The organism is Pseudomonas sp. MYb60 (genome assembly GCF_002979555.1).
In the GTDB taxonomy this organism is placed as follows: domain Bacteria; phylum Pseudomonadota; class Gammaproteobacteria; order Pseudomonadales; family Pseudomonadaceae; genus Aquipseudomonas.
On the sequence record NZ_PCOZ01000003.1, the window covers coordinates 66535 to 87389 of the forward strand.

General features: G+C 61.2%; 16 protein-coding genes. 12 read left to right on the plus strand and 4 right to left on the minus strand.

Annotated elements, in window-relative coordinates:
• The first annotated feature begins 497 nt into the window (after nucleotides 1-497).
• The 3 genes from CQ041_RS05900 (at nucleotide 498) to pgm (ending at nucleotide 5079) form a co-directional block, all read left to right on the plus strand.
• Complete coding sequence (locus CQ041_RS05900) at nucleotides 498-1922, plus strand: hypothetical protein (protein ID WP_105521538.1); 1425 nt, start codon at nucleotides 498-500, stop codon at nucleotides 1920-1922.
• A complete protein-coding gene (locus tag CQ041_RS05905; protein ID WP_105521539.1) occupies nucleotides 1919-3325 on the plus strand; it encodes a PLP-dependent aminotransferase family protein in 1407 nt (468 codons plus the stop codon). Before CQ041_RS05900 ends, CQ041_RS05905 begins: the two co-directional genes overlap by 4 nt.
• A 110-nt stretch (nucleotides 3326-3435) precedes the next feature.
• Complete coding sequence (gene pgm / locus CQ041_RS05910) at nucleotides 3436-5079, plus strand: phosphoglucomutase (alpha-D-glucose-1,6-bisphosphate-dependent) (protein ID WP_105521540.1); 1644 nt, start codon at nucleotides 3436-3438, stop codon at nucleotides 5077-5079.
• Between the two features lie 55 nt (nucleotides 5080-5134).
• Here pgm and CQ041_RS05915 read toward each other — a convergent pair whose 3' ends face one another.
• The gene (locus CQ041_RS05915) at nucleotides 5135-5830 is read right to left on the minus strand and encodes a pirin family protein (protein WP_105521541.1); all 696 of its coding nucleotides are present in this window, start codon (nucleotides 5828-5830) and stop codon (nucleotides 5135-5137) included.
• Nucleotides 5831-6101: 271 nt separating this feature from the next.
• Here CQ041_RS05915 and CQ041_RS05920 point away from each other — a divergent pair, with 271 nt between their 5' ends.
• Nucleotides 6102-8498, plus strand: a complete 2397-nt coding sequence (locus CQ041_RS05920; RefSeq protein ID WP_105521862.1) for a UvrD-helicase domain-containing protein — start codon at nucleotides 6102-6104, stop codon at nucleotides 8496-8498.
• A gap of 32 nt (nucleotides 8499-8530) precedes the next feature.
• Here the strand turns inward: CQ041_RS05920 and CQ041_RS05925 are convergent, their stop codons facing one another.
• A complete protein-coding gene (locus tag CQ041_RS05925) occupies nucleotides 8531-8803 on the minus strand; it encodes a DUF1652 domain-containing protein (protein WP_105521542.1) in 273 nt (90 codons plus the stop codon).
• Nucleotides 8804-9059: 256 nt separating this feature from the next.
• Between CQ041_RS05925 and CQ041_RS05930 the strand changes: the two genes are divergently transcribed.
• The 4 genes from CQ041_RS05930 to CQ041_RS05945 are packed head-to-tail and all read left to right on the plus strand — an operon-like array spanning nucleotide 9060 to nucleotide 12833.
• Nucleotides 9060-9869 carry an AraC family transcriptional regulator gene (locus CQ041_RS05930; RefSeq protein ID WP_105521543.1) on the plus strand — a complete coding sequence of 270 codons (810 nt, stop codon included), beginning with the start codon at nucleotides 9060-9062 and terminating at the stop codon, nucleotides 9867-9869.
• Between the two features lie 49 nt (nucleotides 9870-9918).
• The gene (locus CQ041_RS05935) at nucleotides 9919-11325 is read left to right on the plus strand and encodes an FAD-binding oxidoreductase (RefSeq protein ID WP_105521544.1); all 1407 of its coding nucleotides are present in this window, start codon (nucleotides 9919-9921) and stop codon (nucleotides 11323-11325) included.
• Nucleotides 11326-11351: 26 nt separating this feature from the next.
• A complete protein-coding gene (locus CQ041_RS05940; protein ID WP_105521545.1) occupies nucleotides 11352-11693 on the plus strand; it encodes a cupin domain-containing protein in 342 nt (113 codons plus the stop codon).
• A gap of 60 nt (nucleotides 11694-11753) precedes the next feature.
• The gene (locus CQ041_RS05945; RefSeq protein ID WP_105521546.1) at nucleotides 11754-12833 is read left to right on the plus strand and encodes a polyamine ABC transporter substrate-binding protein; all 1080 of its coding nucleotides are present in this window, start codon (nucleotides 11754-11756) and stop codon (nucleotides 12831-12833) included.
• A gap of 207 nt (nucleotides 12834-13040) precedes the next feature.
• Here the strand turns inward: CQ041_RS05945 and CQ041_RS05950 are convergent, their stop codons facing one another.
• Nucleotides 13041-13826, minus strand: a complete 786-nt coding sequence (locus CQ041_RS05950; protein WP_105521547.1) for a LuxR C-terminal-related transcriptional regulator — start codon at nucleotides 13824-13826, stop codon at nucleotides 13041-13043.
• 199 nt (nucleotides 13827-14025) lie between these two features.
• On the opposite strand from CQ041_RS05950, the gene CQ041_RS05955 reads away from it, so the two are divergent.
• Nucleotides 14026-15390, plus strand: coding sequence for an APC family permease (locus CQ041_RS05955; RefSeq protein WP_105521548.1), 1365 nt, complete (start codon nucleotides 14026-14028; stop codon nucleotides 15388-15390).
• A 9-nt stretch (nucleotides 15391-15399) separates the two neighbouring features.
• The gene (locus CQ041_RS05960) at nucleotides 15400-16497 is read left to right on the plus strand and encodes a P1 family peptidase (protein ID WP_105521549.1); all 1098 of its coding nucleotides are present in this window, start codon (nucleotides 15400-15402) and stop codon (nucleotides 16495-16497) included.
• A gap of 27 nt (nucleotides 16498-16524) precedes the next feature.
• On the opposite strand, the gene CQ041_RS05965 is transcribed toward CQ041_RS05960, so the two are convergent.
• Complete coding sequence (locus tag CQ041_RS05965) at nucleotides 16525-16749, minus strand: YgdI/YgdR family lipoprotein (RefSeq protein WP_105521550.1); 225 nt, start codon at nucleotides 16747-16749, stop codon at nucleotides 16525-16527.
• Between the two features lie 187 nt (nucleotides 16750-16936).
• Here CQ041_RS05965 and CQ041_RS05970 point away from each other — a divergent pair, with 187 nt between their 5' ends.
• Nucleotides 16937-18586, plus strand: coding sequence for a VRR-NUC domain-containing protein (locus CQ041_RS05970; protein WP_105521551.1), 1650 nt, complete (start codon nucleotides 16937-16939; stop codon nucleotides 18584-18586).
• Nucleotides 18583-20838, plus strand: coding sequence for an ATP-dependent DNA helicase (locus CQ041_RS05975; protein ID WP_105521552.1), 2256 nt, complete (start codon nucleotides 18583-18585; stop codon nucleotides 20836-20838). The genes CQ041_RS05970 and CQ041_RS05975 overlap by 4 nt, the downstream gene beginning before the upstream one ends.
• Nucleotides 20839-20855: the final 17 nt, after the last annotated feature.

Genomic DNA, 20855 nt, shown 5'->3' on the forward strand with positions numbered 1-20855 from the left:
TCATCTGGACTGGTTTTTAGCCAGGTTCTGTATCTGTTAATCAATATTGCAGCGCTGATAATTGCTCCTCACTTCATCTCAAGGACTGAGCAATGATTGAATCAATGACGCTGCGTTCGGTCGTCAATCGAACGCCTGCTGCGCACCCCGTGACGCCCCAGGGACGACAGGCATATCAACGCAAGTTCACATTCAACAAATGGGAAAGTTGGCTGATTTGTAGTTGTCGGACGCTTCTTTAATTAGTTTAAAAAAGATGTGTAGGGCCTTGTAGGAATCGTCCTGAGCATGTCGGAAAGGCTCGTAAATACTGGGTCTCGCCGAATGATGGCGATTTAGCCAACACCCCACGTTGCCGGCGTCTTTATGTTGCGAGGTGCTAGTGTTTATTCACCGGTACATCATACGAAGCGCGACTTTCCTACACAGGTTTATAGGTCGAGTAACTGCCGCTGGTAGTTGCTTGAAACTGATATCTCAACGCAGGTAGTAGAACGATGAGCGCTATTCACGAACAGGCTATGAATTATGTTTACCAGCAAGTTCTGCAACGCTTGATTGGGCACTTTACGCGGGCCGAACGAACGTCACTCCAGTTGCTGATCCAGCGCATTGTCGTGGCGGCAGGAGGCATGGAGCAGGTCGGCGATTACAAGGTCTTGATCGCCCACGGCGGTGGTGAGGTCAGCAGCTACACCCTGGCTCTGCTGAGGGCCGCCCAGTTGACCATCGCCGGCCGTACCCCGCGCACCTTTCAATTGCGGGTCGCGACCTTGCGCCACACGGGCATGACCCAGGGCACCCTGGATACCCTCAATCGCGGTTATAACCGGTTGTTCCTCCATGATGACCCACGCGTGGAGTTGTTGATGGTGGAAAACCATGAAGTATTGCCATTCAACCATCAGCGCCCGGCTTCCGCGGCCGGTCGGGACGTCAGCCAGCGCACCATGCTGATGGTGGGGCACCTGACGTCCGGAGACATCCGCGCCACGTTCTGCAACGAGACCTACCTGGCCCTCGGCGACTTCTACCAGCGTGCCGTCACCTGGAACGGCGGGGTGCATGCCCTGGTCAGTGGCGACGCCCCGCGCAAGCAAACCCAGTTGCTGGCCTGGCTGAAAAAGGCCGCCGTGGGCGCGGGCATTCCGGTGGCCAGGGGTTGGCCGATGTCGCTGACTGCGTTGTTTGCGCGCATGGATGATATGAGCACGGGGTATTACCAGGATATGTTCGGCGAACACTATGTCGCCAATGCCAGCCCAAGCCGTTCCAGTCATCGTTATCTGGCGTATATCAACGTAGCCGATCTGCTGAACGATACCGTGCCGGCCGGCGCCCCTTTGCTCAATGACTTCATGGCCTACGCGCCCGACCCGTTGGGCTTTCATTTGAGCCAGCCGACCTACGCCAATCCATTGCTGATGGCTCACTTGCGCGGTCTACAGGCCCAATGCCTGCGGGAACTGGACTATGGAGACGGGGTAGAGCGCTTTTTCGAGCAGGCCGCCCATTACATGATCCGTCAGCAAATGCCCGAAGCATTACTGGCCCAGGCCGCCACGCGGGAGGGGCGAATGCTGTCGACGACGCATGCCCAGGCGTTCTTCGGCCTGGACGAAACCCAGTTGATCTGCCTGCTGTTCTCCCCGTTCATCCACCATGGGGAACGCCTGGAAGGCTACTTGCGCCAATGCCACCCGGGCATGCTGGTGGCGCTGCCGGAGCTGCACAAAGTGCTGCAGGGCAAGTCGAGTTCCGAGATGTTGCAGCAGTGGATCACCGACACCAGTGGCTTGCCGCTGCCCTTGCTTGAGCACCTGTACCGCAAGCGGCCACACGTTGTGCGCGGCGGCCCGCTGCACCGCGCATCGGCGCCGGCGCGCAGCCCGGTGCAGTCCGTTCAACTGTCCGGGCAATGACACTGCGTGGCGAACGCCAGGCGGATTTCGCGTACCAGGCGGTTTACCGGTATGTGATCAGCCTGATCAACGAGTCCAGCCCAGGGGTGCGCGTCAAGCTGCCGTCCCTTCGGCAATTGGCGGGGCGGCTGAGCGTCTCGATCTCGACGATCCAGTACGCCTATTCATTACTGGAGAAGGAAGGGCGGGTGTATTCAGTGGCCAAGTCCGGGTATTACGCCTGGCCCCTGGTCGCGGGCGGCCAGGTCGGGGCGGGCGGTGATTTGCTCGACCGACTCTATGCCGCCGCCCGCCGACCCGGCATGGCGGTGCTCAGCGGCGACGAGCCGGCATTGCTGGCCTCGCTGGATGGCACCTTGCTACGCCTGGAGCGGGAACTGGTACGCCAATATCCGCGCCATTTGCAGCCCTGGTCCCAGGCCTGCGGTGTGTGGGAACTGCGTGCGGCGTTGGCGGCCCGCTACACCACATCGCCCACGCGCTGCTGGCATGCCGACGATGTCTACATCGGTGCCGATTTGCGCGGCGTGCTGGATATCCTGATTGACGTTCTGGGCCTGCGCGGCACCACGGTGGTTGTGGAATCGCCGTGTGACTGGCTGATTTTGCGCCTGCTGCAGGATGCCGGCGTGCACATCATCGAGCTGTGCTGGACGCCACAAGGCAGGCTGGACCTCGCCAGGCTCCGGCAATTGCTGCGCGACGAACCGGTACATCTGGTGCTGCTGTCGTCGTCGGTAAGCCTGCCGGCCGGCATGGCGATGTCGACGCAGGACCGTGGAGAACTGGCGCAACTGCTGGATGAGTACGGCTGCTGGCTGTTGGAAAACGACACCTTTGGCGACCTGAGCTTTAAATGGCCTCAAGCCTCACTGCGCGAGCTGGTCAACCCGGAGCGGCTGATCGTGTTTTCCTCATTCGAGAAAATCCTCGGTTCGGAGGCGCCCTACGGCTACCTTCTGTCCCGCGACATGGGCAGTGAGTTGCAGCGCCAATTCCTGCTGCGTTCCTTCCGGCTTTCATCGATTCGTCAGCGGGCGATCGCACGGCTGTTTCAAAGCGGCCGTATCGATCAGCATTTGAGCACCCTGCGCCAGCTGCTGCAGGAGCAAGCCCTGGAAATGAGTGTGCGCCTGGAGCAGCATCTGGGGGCTCAGGTGAGTTTTCGCATGCCGGCGGCGGGCGCGACGTTCTGGCTGGCTTCCACCCATGCCGTGGATATGCGCGAAGTGTTCCAGCGGTTGCTTGCGCAGCAGGTGGTGGTGGCGCCTGGGGAGCTGTTCAGTGTCTGCGGCCTTCATCATCAGTATTTTCGCCTGAGCCATACCTTTCATGGCCAACCGAGCCTTGACCTTGCCCTGACAGCCCTTAGCGACGCCCTGCGGCAGGCACAAACCGCCTGAGTCATGTATGAAACTTCTCTTGCTGCTGTAGGATCTATACCGTCGCGAAGCAGTCCAACTCTCAGTAAACTGCCGCTTTTTTCCGAATCACTTCTCTCTGAGGTTTTTGCATGACAATCAGTCCTTTTGCGGGCAAGCCGGCGCCAGCCCAGTTGCTGGTGGATATCCCGCGACTGGTCACGGCCTACTACACGGGCCAGCCTGATGCATCGATCTCCACCCAGCGTGTCGCCTTTGGTACGTCCGGCCACCGTGGCAGCTCGTTCGAGCTGAGCTTCAACGAATGGCATGTGCTCGCCATCAGCCAGGCCATCTGCCTGTATCGCGAAGCCCAGGGTATCAACGGCCCATTTTTCGTCGGCCTGGACACCCACGCATTGTCCACGCCTGCCGGGGCCAGCGCCCTGGAAGTGCTGGCGGCCAATGGTGTGCACGTAATGCTCGCCGAGGGCGATGAATACACGCCGACGCCGGCGATTTCCCACGCCATCATCTGTTACAACCGTGGCCGCACCAGCGGTTTGGCGGACGGCATTGTCATCACGCCGTCCCATAATCCGCCGCAAAGCGGTGGCTACAAGTACAACCCGCCCAATGGCGGCCCGGCCGATACCCACGTGACCAAGTGGATCGAAGCCAAGGCCAACGAGCTGCTGGCCAACCGGTTGGCGGGCGTGAAGCGCATCACCCACGCGCAGGCACTCAAGGCTGACACCACCCATCGCCATGATTACCTCAACAGCTACGTGGCCGACCTGGTCAACGTGATCGACATGGACGCCATCCGCAGCGCCGACCTGCGCTTGGGGGTGGATCCACTGGGCGGAGCAGGGGTGCGCTATTGGTCGGCGATTGCCGAGCATTACCGTCTGAACCTGGACGTGGTGAACACCGAAGTCGATTCGACGTTCCGCTTCATGAGCGTCGACTGGGACGGGCAGATTCGCATGGACCCTTCGTCCAGCTACGCCATGCAAGGCCTGATCGGCCTCAAGGAACGCTTCGACGTGGCGTTCGCCTGCGACCCGGACCACGACCGCCACGGCATCGTGACCCCGTCCGGTGGCCTGTTGGCACCCAACAACTACCTGGCAGTGTCCATCGACTACCTGTTCCAGAACCGTCCTGACTGGCGCGCCGACGCCGCGGTGGGCAAGACCGTGGTCAGCAGTGGCTTGATCGACCGCGTGGCCGCACGTATTGGCCGTCGCCTGTACGAAGTGCCGGTGGGCTTCAAGTGGTTTGCCGACGGCTTGTTCGAAGGTTCGTTGGGTTTTGGCGGTGAAGAAAGCGCCGGCGCCTCGTTCCTGCGCAAGGACGGCAGCGTGTGGAGCACCGACAAGGACGGCTTGATTCCGGCCTTGCTGGCAGCGGAAATGACCTCGCGCAAAGGCCAGGACCCTAGCCAGATCTACCGTGGCCTCACCGACGCCTTGGGCGAGCCGTTCGCGATTCGTGTCGACGCCAAGGCCACCCCGGCGCAAAAGGCCCTGTTGGGCAAACTGTCGCCGGAGCAGGTGACCTCTACCGAATTGGCCGGTGAGACGATCCAGCAGATCCTCAGCCATGCACCGGGCAACAACCAGGCCATTGGCGGCTTGAAGGTGATGACCGAAAACGGCTGGTTCGCCGCACGGCCTTCGGGTACCGAGGATATCTACAAGATCTATGCCGAGAGCTTTATCGGTGAAGATCACCTCAAGCGGCTGGTAGAAGAGGCGCAGGTGCTGGTAGACGGCGCCATTTCCCAATAACACTGCACGCATCAAAATGCGGGAGGGGGCAAGTCCCTCCCGCATTGAGACGGTCTCAAGCCAGATCGACGAGCACGATTTCGCTGTCCTCGATGGCGGTCACCCGCAACACCGATTCCTCTTCAATCGCTACACCGTCTCGAGCTTGCGCGTGCAAGCCATTGACTTCAATCACACCGGTTGCCGGCACCAGGTAGGCGCGTCGGCCGCTGTCCAGGCGGTATTCGGCACTTTCCCCCGCTTTCAGGTTCGCCGCCACCAGGCGTGCATCCGCACGTATACGCAGGCTTTCACTGTCACCCGCCTTGCCGCTGGCCAGGGTCACGAAACCTTCGCGACCGTCTTTCGGGAATGGTTTGGCGCCCCATGACGGCGGCAGGCCGCTTTCATTCGGGATAATCCATATCTGGAAAATCTTGCTCGCGGTCTCTTCCAGGTTGTATTCGCTGTGGGCGATCCCGGTACCCGCGCTCATTACTTGCACATCGCCAGCCTCGGTGCGGCCTTTGTTGCCGAGGTTGTCGGCATGGCTGATGGCGCCTTCACGCACATAAGTGATGATTTCCATGTCGCGGTGCGCATGCTGTGGGAAGCCGGTGCCGGGCGCGATAATGTCGTCGTTCCACACCCGCAGGTTGCCCCAATGCATGCGCTTGGGATCGTGGTATTCGGCAAACGAGAAGTGGTGATGAGCGTCAAGCCAACCATGGTTGGCGCCGCCCAGAGATTTGAAAGGTCGAAGTTCTAACATGGTCGTTCTCCTGTAGATGGCGCCTATGATCCAGCACCTCATGATCGATAAAAAGCGTAAAAAATGCCTGATTCCTATCGAGCGTATCGATTGATTGCTGACGTTTTGACTTTCACTTCATCGCCTAACTGCATGACAGCAAAGCAATTGGCTGGAACTGCGCAGCGATTCCGGCGACCATGGTGCCCCTGTAACCGTCAAGCTCAGCGCAGGAGTCCGCGTGCCGCATCAACCGTCCGATTTGCCTCCCGAACTGCGTCCATTGGCCGAAATGCCGCTGCTCAAGCGTCTTGCCGCGCGCCTGTTTGGCCATGGCCTCACCCGATTGCGCGCCCAGCACCGGTTTTCCTGGTTGCACGGGCAGGCCGACGGGTTTCGCAGTGGGCACGAGGCGGGGGTTGAGTACGGTTATCGTGAAGGCAAGGCCGATGGCATCGAGGAAGGCCGGCAAGTCCTGTTGATCCGCGACTTTCGCCCGGATGAGCACCGTGCCCCGGGAGTCGATGATGATCTGTTCGACGATTGGCGCTTGCCCCTGACGGCCGACTTGAAAAAACGTATGAAGGCTGACGTGGCGCGGTTGCTGCCCGCTCACGCCCAGCCCAGTGCGGCTCAGTGGAAAATGATCTTCAGTGACACGCCTTCTACCTCGGTGATCGCCGGCGCGGGTGCGGGGAAGTCCACGTCGCTGGTGTTGCGCATCCTGCTGCTGACCCATTACCTGGGCTTTGAACTCAGCTCCATGACCGTGGTGACCTTCACCCGGGAGTCGCGTAAAGACTTCATCAACAAGCTGATGGAAATTCTCGGTGTGTGGGGACAACCCCTTGGAATCAAGGAGGCCCAGGCGGTGGTGCGCACCTTCCACTCGCGCATTCTGCCAATGGTGCGCAGCTTGCCGGGTTTTGAACGCCTGCAAGCGTTCGAGAACCTGAGCGCGGGCTTCGACGACGCCGACAGCAACCCATTCGACCTGCGCATCAATGACGCGCAGCGCCAGCAGATGAATGCCTGTTATCACCACTTGTACAAGCAGCACCCGCGCTTTCGCGAGCTGATCGCACCGCTGGCGCGGCACGGCTTGCAGCTCAAGGAGTTGGAGCGTGACCACCCTGACGTGCAGAAACGCGTGGCGGTGACCGAACTGGCCGCCAAGCGTGATGAAGCGCTGTGTGATGTGATCGAAGACCTGTGGTTTCGCGCAGGCGCCTGGCCCATCAAAGGCATCGAGCCCAATCGCCAGGCAGTCGAGATCAATGGTGCTCAATTCCATTGCCACGGCTATATACCGGCGCTGGATGCCTGGGTGGTGCTGGGTTTCGACTCCCGGGAAAATGCCCAGCTCAGCCGACCCAACGCCAAGCTTTCGGTGCGTGCAGAGTGGGCAGTAAAGCGCACGCTGTTTCAAGCTTTCTGTCGTAAGCCATTGATTTGGATGGATAGTTACGAATCTTCAAAGCGTCTTCTCAGCAGTTTGGCCGGCGAGGCCACCGCTGGCCCAGGCTTCGATTACAAGGTCAAAGGTGAGCTCGCTTCGGCGCCCTTACTCGATAGCTTTGTGATGGCGGCCGGGTTTATCGAGAACCTTGGGCTGGACGTTCCTACGGCCGTGAGCCAGATGACCTTCGCCAAGGACGACCCCGACCGGTTCTTCTTCGAGGCCCTGAGCATCTTCTGGAAGGGCCTGGAAGACCACCTGCTCGATCAATCGCCGCCGATCATGACGTATAACCGCATGTTCTCGCTGTTTGGCGAAAACACCCCGGAAAACCTCAAGCTCCTCAGCGATCCGCTGTTGCGCCCGCTGTCCCATCTGATGATCGACGAGTTCCAGGACGTTTCGCCGCAGATTGTCTCGTGGCTCCGCGCCAGCCTGCGGGAGATCCGCAGCCGTGGGCCAGCCCTGCATGTGGGGCGCGGTGCGCAGCACTCTTCGCTGCTCTGCGTGGGGGATGACTGGCAGTCAATCTATGGCTGGCGGGGCAGTTCGCCCAAATACTTCATGGACTTCAACAAGGAGTTCCCATCACCGGCCACCACACGCGTGATGCTCAGTGAGAATTACCGCAGTCACCAGCACATCATCGATGCCGCTGAACACATCGTGCGCGCCGCCCCGGCGATCCCTGGCAAGAAGGCCAAGGCCAGTGGTGCGCCCAAGGCATTGGTGCCGGTCACCGTATCGGTGCGCGACGATGCCGCGCTGGGGCAGCAACTGCAGGAACATTACAATCGAGGCGAATCGGTGTTGATGCTTTATCGAAAAAGTAGCGATAAGCTATTGATTAAAGAGCATATTCAGTCTGTTGTTAATGTTGATTCTAGCTTGCCGCCGCAGTCCCGCAGGCTCAAGCAGTTGACGTATCACAGCGCCAAGGGCTTGCAGGCAGATGCGGTGTTCTTGCTGGGGGATTGTCAGCATGTCACCCGTTCACCCTACAAGAACCAGGTTTACCGCATGGCGGGCCTGGGAAAAGAGGGTGACCGCGAGCCTTACGACAACGCGCAGAAGGATGAGGTGCTGCGATTGGCCTATGTCGGCATTACCCGCGCCGTCAGCCATTGCTACTGGCATGTGGAAAAGCCCGAAGGTCCGGCAGCCAATGTGCCCCGGGCTTCGGAGCGGGTGGATGGCAAGAAAGCCTTCTTCGACGATCAGCGCGGCTGAAGCCGCACCGGATCGATGTGTGGACGCTGAGGTTAGGCCCGCAGTGACACCGGCGGCACGAACGACTCCAGTTCATCCTCCACGGCTTCGATGATGCGCTCCACATCCGCCGCGTTCATCACGGTCGAGCAGGGAATGCCGGCGATCGCGATCAGGGTCTCGCCGCTGGCACGGTCGAACAGGCGGACAACCATGCTGCCGGGCGCATCCATGCTGCCCTCGAAGCCGATCGGATGGAAATGCCAGCGCATCAGTTGGCACGCGTTGGGGAATGTCACTTTATTCATGTTGCCCACCTTGTTCATTGAGCGCTTCCTTTAGCTCGCGGCAGGGCCAAGACCTTCACTGGTCATGGCATCGAAGAACTTAAAAGTAGCATCCGTTCGCGACTGCCATGTGACTTTCCAGGCTCCGTTCGGCAGTTGTTTTCCATAACGTTGACGCAGGTCATATCCTGCGTGGAAAAGTGGCAATGTGCCGCTAGTCAGAAGTCAGGCCTGGCCATTGTCGGGGCTGGGAAAATTCGGCAATCTCAGGGATTTCCTTGCCGCAGAGACCTTCATGCCTGAGCGCGCCCCAGAAGACGATAGCCAGTACACCCAAGCCACGGGCGAACTGGTGCTGCGCCATAGCCTGTGCTGGCGTCGCCGTGACCTGGAAGGGGTGATGTCCTTCTACCATCCGGCTATCCAGTACCACGATTTTTTCCAGAACCGTGTCATCGGTTTCGCCGAGTTGCGTGAGTACCTTAAGGCCAGCATGCCCCGCGAAGCCGACGAGGCCATTGAACACACCGACCGCATTCGCGCGGATGGCAACACCGCCTTTATCCAGTACCGCATCACCTTGCGAGGCGGCCACGGCCTGGTGTCGTTTCGGACCAGCGAGGCCATCACGGTGCGTGACGGTTTGATCTGGCGCGTCAACGAATACGCCTCCCTGGTGCATGAGCAGCCGGCGCAGGCCCTGCGCCCCACGGTCAGTCGCCTGGGCCTGTCGCCCCAGCAGCTGGGGCATATGGCCAACGACCTGCAGCAGTATTTCGAGCGCAAGCAACCCTATCTGGACCCGGCGCTGGACCTGCAACGGGTGTCCAAAGAGTGTGGCTACAGCCGCAATCAGATTTCCTACCTGCTCAACCAGGTACTCGGGCAAAGCTTCTATCGCTATGTCAACCAGGCCCGGCTCCAGCATTTGCTGGCGGCGCTGGACAAGGCCGTGCCGCCGATCAAGGTCGATGACCTGGCCTTCGCCGCTGGCTTCAACTCGCTGTCGGCGTTCTACAGCGCTTTCCGCCAGCACACCGGCCAGTCGCCCAAGGCTTATGCCAAACAAATTTCCCTGCGTGCACGCGCGCAAGACATTCAATGACCCTGCGCTCTAGGATCGACCCTATCGAAACGAGGTAGGGGAACCGGGCATGCCAGCATGGCGCAACATCAGCTTGTGGATGGACCAGTTGGACGATCCGCTGGTGGCGCGGCCGTCCCTGGAGCACGATCTGGACGTCAACGTCGCCATTATCGGCGCCGGTTACACCGGGTTGTGGACCGCCTATTACCTGAAACGGCAGGCCCCGGAACTGAATATCGCGATTTTCGAGGCGCAAACCGCCGGCTTCGGTGCATCGGGCCGCAATGGCGGCTGGTTGATGGGGAATTTGCTGGGCGAAGATCGACTGCTGGCCAATCTTGACCCTGAACAACGGCGCGCTTCGTTCGACCTGTTGCACGCTATCCCCGACGAGGTGGCCCGGGTGCTGGCGCGTGAAGGCATCGACTGCGATTACCGCAAAGGCGGCGCCCTGTACTGCGCCGCCCGCTACCCAGAGCAGGAAGACAGCCTGCGGCGTTACTTGGGCAAACTCCACAGCCAGGGCCTCACCGACGCTGACTACCGCTGGCTCACGCCGCAGCAGCTGGCGGAGCAGGTGCGCATCGCCAAACCCTATGGCGGTATCTACGCGCCGCACGTCGCGACGATCAACCCCGCCAAGCTGGTCCGGGGACTGGCGCGAGCCGTCGAGCGCATGGGGGTGAAGATCTATGAAAACAGCCCGGTGACTGACTGGCAGTCCGGCAGCCTGCGTACCGCCAAGGCCAGCGTACGGGCTGCCTGGGTGGTGCCGGCGGTGGAGGGCTATGCCAATACGCTGCCGCGGTTGGGACGCTACCAACTACCGGTGCAAAGCCTGATCGTGGCCACAGAACCGTTGCCCGCGAGCACTTGGGAGGAGATCGGCTTGAGCGATGGCCAGGCGTTCGGCGAGAGCAGCCGCCAGGTCACTTACGGTCAGCGCACAGCCGACAACCGCCTGGTGTTCGGCGCGCGCGGCGGCTATCAGTTTGCCGGCAAGCTGCGGCACGACTTCGATTTGACGGACAGTGAAGTGGAACTGCGTCGCTACCTGTTCACCGAGCTGTTCCCGCAGCTGAAGAACGCACGCATTACCCATTCCTGGGGCGGCAACCTTGGCATGTCGCGCCAGTTTCGCCCACACATGCTCTGCGACCGCACCACAGGTATCGCGCTGTCCGGCGGCTACGGCGGGGAGGGCGTCGGTGCGTCCAACCTGGGCGGCAGGACCTTGGCCGACCTGATCCTCGGCCACGACACGCCACTGACCCGCCAGCCCTGGGTGCTGCGCGAGCGCGGCCTCGAGGCACTCAAGGCCTGGGAGCCCGAGCCCTGCCGCTGGCTGGGCTACAACGCGATCATTCGCAGTTTTGTCCATGAAGACCAGGTGTTGGCCAGCCCCAATAGCGCGCCCTGGCGCCGCAAATGGGCGACCGGCGTGGCGCAGTTCATGGAAGGTTTCATGCAGTGAGTCATTTCATTCAGACGGGAGAGCCCATGAGCATCACTCAATTCAAAGACACGCTGAACACCCCTCTGCCCGATGCCTCACCGGTCGCGGCGCCGTTGGGTGAACCGATTGCGGTGGCCTCGACCTTGAGCGTGGAACGCACCGATGGCGTCGAAACCGGCATCTGGGAATGCACCCCGGGCCGCTGGCGGCGCCAGATCAAATCCCAGGAGTTCTGCCACTTTATCCGGGGCCGCTGCACCTTCACCCCGGACAATGGCGAAACCCTGCACATAGAAGCCGGCGATGCACTGATGTTGCCGCAAGACAGCACGGGTATCTGGGATATCCAGGAGACCGTGCGCAAGACCTACGTATTGATCCTGTAACGCTTTGATCCTTGATCGCCTGCCATAAAAACAGCCCTAAAACCGCCAGGAAATCGAACCATGAAAGCCATTGCCCTGTTGCCCTTGATGTTGGTGGCCTCTGTCAGCCAGGCCGCCGAGACGGTGAAGATCTACAACTGGTCCAGCTACATTGCGCCGGACACCACCAAGAACTTCCAGAAGCAGACCGGCATCGGTTTCAGCTACGACGTGTACGACAGCAATGAAACCCTTGATGGCAAGTTGATGACCGGCAACTCCGGCTATGACGTGGTGTTTCCTTCCAACCACTTCATGGCGCGGCAGATCCAGGGCGGGGCGTTGAAGAAACTCGACAAGCGCCAGTTACCCAACTGGAAAAACCTCAACCCGGTGCTGCTCAAGGCTTTGGAGAACAACGATCCCGGCAACGCCCACGGTTTCCCGTACCTGTGGGGCAGCACCGGGATTGGCTACAACATCGACAAGGTCAAGGCGGTGCTGGGGGACAACGCGCCCGTGGACTCCTGGGACCTGATTTTCAAGCCCGAGTACATGGAGAAGCTCAGCAAATGTGGCGTGGCGATCCTGGATAACGGCCCGGAATTGCTGCCCATCGCCCTGAACTACCTGGGCTTGCCGCCCCACAGCCAGAACCCCGAGGACTACAAGAAAGCCGAGGCGTTGTTGTTGAAAGTGCGGCCCTATGTGGCGTACTTCCATTCCTCCAAATACACCGGTGACCTGGCCAATGGCGATATCTGCGTGGCCGTGGGTTTCTCCGGTGACGTGCTGCAGGCAGAAAGCCGCGCCCAGGAAGCCAGGAACGGCGTGAAGATCGGTTATCAGATTCCCAAGGAGGGTGCGGCAATCTGGTTCGACATGGTGGCCATGCCCGCCGACGCACCGAATGAAAAGGCCGGCTATGCCTTCATGAATTACCTGTTGGAGCCCCAGGTGATGGCCGACATCACCAACTCGGTGCACTACGCCAACGGCAACAGCGCCGCCGACAGCCTGGTGGACCCGAAGATCAAGGCCGACACCAAGATCTACCCGAGCGAAGACATGATGGGCAAACTGTTCGCCTTGGAAGCGATGCCGCTGAAAATCGACCGGATCCGCACGCGCATCTGGAACACCATTCGTACAGGTCGCTAACCACGGCGAGAGTCCGCCGTGTGTGAACGCAGAAAAGTGTGGAAGCAAGCCCGCTTCCACAGGGAGCTGGCGGTGGGCTTATTTCCGGGCCGGGCACAGATCCAATGTGGTAGCTGGCTTGCCTGCGATTGCGGTGGGCCAGTCGATACATGAATGACTGACATGCCGCCTTCGCGGGCAAGCCCACGCCTACACTTTTTACTGTGGCTACGGGTTTTCCAGGTCATGCCCCAACGACTGGATAAACAATGAAAACAGCTCCGGCTGTGACGAGATATCCAGCTTCGCGTACAAATGCCGGCGATGCACCTTGACCGTATCCGGCGAGATGTTCAGCCGCTCAGCCATGGCTTTGGACGAAAACCCGCGCAGCACCAGGCGCGCCACCTCCAATTCCCGCTCAGACAACACGCCACAGCCAAATTGGCTCAACGCATCCCGTATCTGGCTGTCCATCGCCGGCGCGCGCTCAGTGCTTTGCTGCCAGTGTTGCTGCATCAACGGCAGCACCCAGGCGGCCAGCGTGGTCATCAGCCCAGTCTCTTCATCACTGAAGCGGCGCTGCCTGCCCAGCGACAGGGACAGTGTGCCTGTGCCCGGCAGTTGCAGGATGAACTGCACCTCATCCTCCAGCACGTTGTCGTGGAAATAACTGAGGAAATACTCGCTCTGGCGAAAGTGGTCAGGCGCCACTTCCTCCAGGCGATAGGCGCCACTGGCATAGCCTTCGCGGCATGCCTGGAAGAACGGGTCGAGCAAGTACAAGCCATTGAGATAGGCCAGCATCGACGCCGGCTTGCCGTTGGGCAGGGCGTCGTACTCTTCCAGCGCCTGAGGAGCGCCGTCGACCGGGTAGAAAATCGCCAGGGCGTTATCGAACGGCAGGCACTGGTGCAGCAACAACACCAGCTGTTTCCAGAAACGCTCGGTGCCGATCTGCGCGAGGGTGCGGCCCAGGCCAGCGTGCATGCCGACTTCTCGGAACAGGCTCATATCACAGGCTCCCGCCGCTCAAAAGATCGGCCAAGGGTTCGGCTTTTACAGGGTGTCGTCAAGGGGAGTACGCCAATAGGGGAATTGGCCGACATGAACGCCCTGTTTATCTTCTGCATCATTGAGTGGGAAACATACCCCACGATGTTCAGACCTTTCGTTTCTGCCTCAACCAAGAACAACGACAGAGGATAACGATATGAGCACTTCCCCCACGCCCGACGGCGTGCTGAAACCCACGTTGAGCGTGTTCGATGTAGTCGCCATCACCGTCTCCGCCGTGACGCCGGCCAGTTCCGTATTTGTCATCGCGCCATTCGCCATCCAGCAAGCCGGGAGCGGCGTGTTCCTGGCATTCGTGATGGCCGGCCTGCTTGCGCTGATGTTCGCGTTTTGCTACGCCGAACTGGGCCGCGCCCACAACAGCGCGGGCGGCGAATATGTGTACGCCAAGCGCGTGTTTGGCGGCATGGCGGGGTATGCCACGTTCCTGACGGTGCTGGTGATGTTGCTGTTTATCCCGCCGGTACTGGCCACGGGCGCCGCGACCTATTTGAACAACGCGCTGGGCACGGCATTCGATTCACAGACCGTCGCCCTGGTGATCGTGGTGTGCAGTTACGCCCTGGGCATCCTCAATATCAAGCTCAATGCCTGGATCACGGGCACTTGCCTGCTGCTGGAGGTCGCTGCACTGTTGGTGATTGTGGCCATCGGCTTTGGCAACCCGGTGCAACCGGTGAGCGTGCTGTTCCAACCGCAGATCGTCGAGAACGGCATGCTGCACCTGGCGCCCTGGGCACTGGTGATCGGTGCGGTGGGCATCGGGTTGTTTTCCTACAACGGCTACGGCCCCGCCGTATTGCTGGCCGAAGACATGAAGTGCGGCGGCAAAGGCGTGCACAAGGCGGTGCTGTGGTCTCTGGGGCTGGTGGTGGTGATCGAACTGGTGCCCATCACCGCGCTGTTGATCGGTGCACCTTCGCTCAGCGCAATGATCAGCAGCCCCGACCCCATCGGCTATCTGCTGAGCAGCCACGGCAATGAAACCCTGTCACGGCTGGTCAGCGCGGGGATCTTCCTCTCGGTGTTCAATGCCATCGTCGCCATCGTGATCCAGATCGGCCGCGTGGTCTTCAGCAGCGGCCGCGATGCCCTGTGGACGCCGACCATCAACAAGCTGTTTACCCGTATCCACCCGCGCTGGGATTCGCCGTGGCTGGCCACGCTGTTCCTGGCGATTCCCTCGGCGCTGCTGAGTTTCAGCTCCAACCTGGCGGACCTCACCTCGTTCAGCGTGCTGCTGATCATGCTGGTGTACCTGGCCGTGGCGCTGAGCGCGCTGATGAGCCGCGTGCTGCTGCATGACCGCGCCCATCCCTATCGCATGCCGTTGTGGCCGTTGCCAGCAGTGCTGGCGGTGCTGGGGGCGGGGTATCTGCTGGTCACCCTGGTCGTGGCCGCGTCGGTGCGGGACATCATGATCATCATCGGCTTGCTGGCATTGTCGGTGATTCTGTATTGCATCAGCGGCCGGTCGAGTCCGGTCTTTCAGAAATTGTAAGGAGTGGTTATGCGCGCACGTCACATCGGTATCACCTTGGGGCTCGGTACGCCTGGCGAACTGAACGCAATCACCGACGTGCCTGGCGTACGGGTGGGTCACAGCACCCTCAAGACCCGTATCGACGGCAAACAGGTGCGCACCGGCGTCACCGTGATCCAGCCCAGGGCCGGTGAGGCCCGCCAGCAACCCTGCTTTGCCGGGTACCACGTGCTCAACGGCAATGGCGATGCGACCGGCCTTGAATGGATCAGCGAAGCCGGTCTGTTGACCACACCGCTGGCCATCACCAACACCCACAGCATCGGGATCGTGCGCGACACGTTGATTGCCCTGGAGCGCGAGCGCCTGCAAGACCCCGCCGTGTACTGGTGCATGCCGGTGGTGATGGAGACGTATGATGGTTTGCTCAATGACATCTGGGGCCAGCATGTCGGGCCCGAACAGGTGCGCGACGCCATCGACCGGGCCGAAGGCGGGCCCGTGCAGGAGGGCTCGGTAGGCGGTGGCACCGGCATGATCTGTCACGAATTCAAAGGCGGCATTGGCAGCGCGTCGCGGCGCTTACCGGCGGAGCAGGGCGGCTGGACGGTGGGCGTACTGGTGCAGGCCAACCATGGCAAGCGGCAGGAGCTGCGGGTGGATGGTTATCCGGTGGGCCGTCAGTTGCTGGACATCCCGTCGCCGTTCGCCGAGCGCGGGACGCCGGGCATGGGTTCGATCGTGGTGATCCTGGCCACAGACGCGCCGTTGTTGCCGCACCAGTGCCAGCGCCTGGCGCAACGGGCGTCCATCGGCATCGCGCGTACCGGTGGCGGGACTGAGGACTCAAGCGGAGATCTGTTCCTGGCGTTCGCCACCGGCAACCGCGATCTGCCGCCTGCCGACTACGCGCGCAAGGACCTGCCGTTGAGCAGCCAGTTGGACATGGTCAACAACGACCACATCTCGCCACTGTTCTGTGCGGCGGCGGAGGCGGTGGAGGAGGCGATCATCAATGCCATCCTGGCGGGTGAGGACATGACCACGGATGATGGCCTGCTCGTGCCTGGCTTGAAGGGTGACGTCTTGCTGGGCGCGTTGGCCAGGACCGGCTGGGCCGGATAGGCGCCGGTCCGGCCAGCGCCTGGCGGATCAATCTTCCTTGCGCACGGTGGCTACGTCGTCAGCCTTGACGCGCACGCGTTTGCCGGCGATATCGGTGAATTCGTAGAAGCCATCGGCGGTCTGGGTCTTGGGGGAATCCTTGGTCAAATACTGTGTACCGTTTTGCAGCGTGACCACGGTTTGCGTTGCGCAACCGGCCAATGCCAGGAACGTGAGTGCAACCAGCGGCAGCCCCAAATTCTTCATGTTCATAACCCTTACCTTTAACCTTGAAAAGTCCCACGCCATGGGCCGCGGGTAGCAAATTTTACGTCATCGACTCCCCCATCTGATCACTTTTATGCAAAAAGTTGCGGATGCCATTTATCTATTACTGATTGCAACAAGCCATGAGCGACGGCACTCTGTATGCATAACCAGTATTTGAACAATGCGCGCCATGGCCAATCCCCTCGACGACCCGCTCTATTACCTGCATAACTTCCGCCAGGTCCTGCTCTGGCTGGGGCAGCGCTATGCCGATCTGCTGGCCCCTGACGAAGCGCATTTCATTCAGCAATTCGACAGGTTGCCCGAAGCCTCCCAAGCACTGCTGGTGCGCATGGTGATGCGCAAAGGCATGCATTTTCGTGCGGGCAAGCTCAACTACCTGGAGATCGGCTGCCCCCACGCCGCCGCCACGCCCCTGCTCGAGCAGGGCTGGGTCGATGACCAAGCCCTGCTGGCTTTTGGTGAACTGTTCCACCTGCTGCAGAAAGGCGAGGTCCTCACGGCGTTCAAACCCTGGATCGATCAGCCCAAGGGCAAGAAGGCAGACTGGCTCGAAGGGCTGACAGGGCAGTTCAGCGACAGCCGCAGCTTCGCCCAGTGGTGCCCTGAACTGGCCGACCGCCTTTACAGCCTCACCGTGATGGAACTGTGCGACCGCCTGCGCCTGCTGTTTTTCGGCAACCTGCACCAGGACTGGTCCGAGTTCGTGTTGGCCGACCTGGGTATCTACACCTACGAAAAAGTCGAGTTCTGCGCGGAATCCCGGGGGTTGCGCAGCCGCGATGACGTGCATGGATTCCTGTTCCTGCACCAGTGCCAGCAAGGATTTGAAGCGGGAGAGCCGCTGGAAGCGGTGTTGGCGCAGGTCGCCAGCCTGCAGACCGATAACCCGTGGCTGGAAAAACGCCGCGCCAAGCTGTCGTTCCAGATCGGCCAGTACTGCGAGCGCAGTGCCGAGCTGGGGTTGGCGGCACGGATTTATCGCGATTGCGCCTATCCGGGCGCTCGCGCGCGGTTGATCCGGGTGCTGGAGCGCCAGGAGGATTACGCCCAGGCGATGGCCTTGGCCAGTACGGCGCAGCAGCAACCCGAAAGCGCCGCCGAGCAACAGCACCTGCTGCGTGTAGTGCCCCGATTGCGGCGCAAACTGGGCGAGCCGGCGTTGCCCAAGGCCAAGCCGCGTGCGGTCACGCGCCTGGACCTGGCCCTCGCGGTGCCGGAACCGCTGATGTCGGTGGAGTATTGCGTGCAGGCCCATCTCAGCGAGCCGGATGGGCCGGTGCACTACGTGGAAAACGGCCTGATCAACTCGTTGTTCGGCCTGCTGTGCTGGGACGTGATCTTCGCGCCGCTGCCGGGGTCGTTCTTCCACCCGTTTCAGCGCGGGCCGGCGGACCTGCACAGTGAAGACTTCCATCAGCGGCGCGCACCGCTGTTTGCCGCGTGTTTTGCGCAACTGCAGGATGAGCGCTACAAAACCACCATCCGCCAGCGTTATGTCGACAAGTGGGGCATTCAGTCGCCGTTCGTGTTCTGGAACCTGCTCGGTGAAGACTTGCTGGAGCAAGCCCTGGAATGCCTGCCCGCCGAGCATCTGCGCTACTGGTTTGAACGGCTGCTGACGGATATCCGTGCCAACCGCACTGGCATGCCGGACCTGATCCAGTTCTGGCCGGCGCAAAAGTCCTACCGCATGATCGAAGTGAAGGGCCCCGGCGACCGTCTTCAGGACAACCAACTGCGCTGGCTGGAGTTCTGCGGCGAATACCAGATGCCGGTCACCGTCTGCTACGTGCGCTGGGCGGAGCAGTCGGCTTGAGCTACAGCGTGGCCGTGCGGGCGCTGTGTGAGTTCACGGCAAAGGTCGGCGACCTGGACTTGCGCTTTACGCCGTCACCCAGTGCGCAGGAGGGCATCGTCGGTCATCGTACCGTGGCCTCGCGGCGCAACCAGCATTACCAGAACGAAGTGGCGCTGGAAGGCGAGTACCAGCAACTCAAGGTGCGGGGCAGGGCGGACGGCTACGATCCGGATGCCAATCGCCTGGAAGAGGTCAAAACCTACCGTGGCGACCTCGACGCCCAGCCGGCCAACCACCGGCAATTGCACTGGGCCCAGGTCAAGGTCTACGGCTGGCTGATGTGCCAAAAGCTTGGGCTGGGTGAGATCGACCTGGCGTTGGTGTATTTCGATATCGTCGGCGAGGGGGAGACCCTGTTGAATCAACGCTTCCAGGCGCACGTGCTGGAAGCGTTCTTCAACCAGCAATGCGCGTTGTTTCTGGACTGGGCCCGGCAGGAGATGCAACACCGCCAGGCCCGCAACACGGCGGCGCACACCCTGGCGTTCCCCCATGCCGGTTTCCGCACCGGTCAGCGGGCGTTGGCGGAAACGGTCTACAAGGCGGTCAGCACCGGCCGCTGCCTGATGGCCCAGGCGCCTACGGGCATCGGCAAGACCATCGGCACCCTTTTTCCACTGCTCAAGGCGCTGGCGCCTCAGCAGTTGGACAAGGTGTTTTTTCTCACGGCCAAGACGCCGGGGCGCAAGCTCGCCCTCGATGCGGCCCAGGTGCTGCATGCCCACAGCCCCGACTTGCCGTTGCGCGTGTTGGAGCTGGTGGCACGGGACAAAGCCTGCGAGCACCTGGACAAGGCCTGCCACGGTGAATCGTGCCCGCTGGCCAAGGGCTTTTATGACCGTCTGCCCGCCGCGCGTATCGCTGCCTCCACCGTGCAGATGCTCGACCAGCGCAACCTGCGGGAGGTGGCCCTGGCCCACGATGTCTGCCCGTATTACCTCAGCCAGGAGATGGCGCGCTGGGCCGACCTGGTGGTCGCCGATTACAATTATTATTTCGACTTTGGCGCCATGCTGTTCGGCCTGGCCCAGCTCAACCAGTGGCGCGCCGCTGTGCTGGTGGACGAAGCCCACAACCTGGTGGAGCGCGGCCGCGCCATGTACAGCGCCAGCCTCGACCAATACAGCCTCAAGACCTTGCGTGACACGGCACCCGAACCGCTGAAGAAATCCTTGCAGCGTCTGAACCGAGAATGGAATGCCCTGCACAAGGACCAGGTCGCGCTGTACCAGGCCTATGCCGCCCGCCCGGAAAAACTTCTGAACGCATTGAGTCTGTGCGTCAGCGCCATGGGCGAGTACTTCAATGAGCATCCGGAATCCCTGAGCGGCGACCTGCAAGCCTTCTACTTCGAGGTGCTGCAGTTCGCCAAGGTGGCCGAGTTGTTCAATGAGCAGTTCATCTTTGATATCAGCAAGCGCCAGCTCAGTGGCAAGCGCAGCAGTTCCACCCTGTGCCTGCGCAACGTGGTGCCCGCCGAGTTCCTGCGCCCCCGGTTGACCGCTGCGCGCAGCAGCGTGCTGTTTTCCGCCACCTTGAGCCCGCGTCATTACTACGCCGATTTGCTCGGGCTGCCCGCCGATACTGCGTGGATCGATGTGGAGTCGCCGTTCAAGGCCGAGCAACTGCAGGTGCGCATCGTCGACGAAATCTCCACCCGCTTCGTGCACCGCCAGGCGTCGCTGGAACCCATCGTTGCGTTGATCGCCGGGCAGTTCGCCCGGCAACCGGGCAACTACCTGGCGTTTTTCTCCAGTTTTGACTACCAGCAGCAGGTGGCGCAGTTGCTCGCCGAGCGGCATCCGCAGATCCCGCGCTGGCAGCAGTCGCGCGGGATGGCCGAGGCCGAACGCCAGGGCTTTCTCGACCAATTCACCGAGCACAGCCAGGGCATCGGCTTTGCCGTGCTGGGCGGCGCGTTCGGCGAGGGCATCGACTTACCGGGCGCGCGCTTGATCGGCGCGTTTATCGCCACGCTCGGTTTGCCGCAACTGAACCCGGTCAACGAACAGATGAAAGTGCGCATGGGCACGCTTTTCGGCGCCGGTCATGACTACACCTATCTCTACCCCGGTATCCAGAAAGTCGTGCAGGCGGCGGGGCGGGTGATCCGCAGCCAACAGGACCGGGGCGTGGTGATGCTGATCGATGACCGCTTCGGTGAGGCGCGGGTGCGTCAGCTGTTGCCGCGTTGGTGGGTGGTGGATTGAGTTATTCCCGCCATCAA

Bases quoted from the DNA above. Each gene is read 5' to 3' on its own strand.
- CQ041_RS05900 (WP_105521538.1), top strand. From the start codon at position 498: ATGAGCGCTATTCACGAACAGGCTATGAATTATGTTTACCAGCAAGTT.
- CQ041_RS05905 (WP_105521539.1), top strand. From the start codon at position 1,919: ATGACACTGCGTGGCGAACGCCAGGCGGATTTCGCGTACCAGGCGGTT.
- pgm (WP_105521540.1), top strand. From the start codon at position 3,436: ATGACAATCAGTCCTTTTGCGGGCAAGCCGGCGCCAGCCCAGTTGCTG.
- CQ041_RS05915 (WP_105521541.1), bottom strand. From the start codon at position 5,830: ATGTTAGAACTTCGACCTTTCAAATCTCTGGGCGGCGCCAACCATGGT.
- CQ041_RS05920 (WP_105521862.1), top strand. From the start codon at position 6,102: ATGCCGCTGCTCAAGCGTCTTGCCGCGCGCCTGTTTGGCCATGGCCTC.
- CQ041_RS05925 (WP_105521542.1), bottom strand. From the start codon at position 8,803: ATGAACAAGGTGGGCAACATGAATAAAGTGACATTCCCCAACGCGTGC.
- CQ041_RS05930 (WP_105521543.1), top strand. From the start codon at position 9,060: ATGCCTGAGCGCGCCCCAGAAGACGATAGCCAGTACACCCAAGCCACG.
- CQ041_RS05935 (WP_105521544.1), top strand. From the start codon at position 9,919: ATGCCAGCATGGCGCAACATCAGCTTGTGGATGGACCAGTTGGACGAT.
- CQ041_RS05940 (WP_105521545.1), top strand. From the start codon at position 11,352: ATGAGCATCACTCAATTCAAAGACACGCTGAACACCCCTCTGCCCGAT.
- CQ041_RS05945 (WP_105521546.1), top strand. From the start codon at position 11,754: ATGAAAGCCATTGCCCTGTTGCCCTTGATGTTGGTGGCCTCTGTCAGC.
- CQ041_RS05950 (WP_105521547.1), bottom strand. From the start codon at position 13,826: ATGAGCCTGTTCCGAGAAGTCGGCATGCACGCTGGCCTGGGCCGCACC.
- CQ041_RS05955 (WP_105521548.1), top strand. From the start codon at position 14,026: ATGAGCACTTCCCCCACGCCCGACGGCGTGCTGAAACCCACGTTGAGC.
- CQ041_RS05960 (WP_105521549.1), top strand. From the start codon at position 15,400: ATGCGCGCACGTCACATCGGTATCACCTTGGGGCTCGGTACGCCTGGC.
- CQ041_RS05965 (WP_105521550.1), bottom strand. From the start codon at position 16,749: ATGAACATGAAGAATTTGGGGCTGCCGCTGGTTGCACTCACGTTCCTG.
- CQ041_RS05970 (WP_105521551.1), top strand. From the start codon at position 16,937: ATGGCCAATCCCCTCGACGACCCGCTCTATTACCTGCATAACTTCCGC.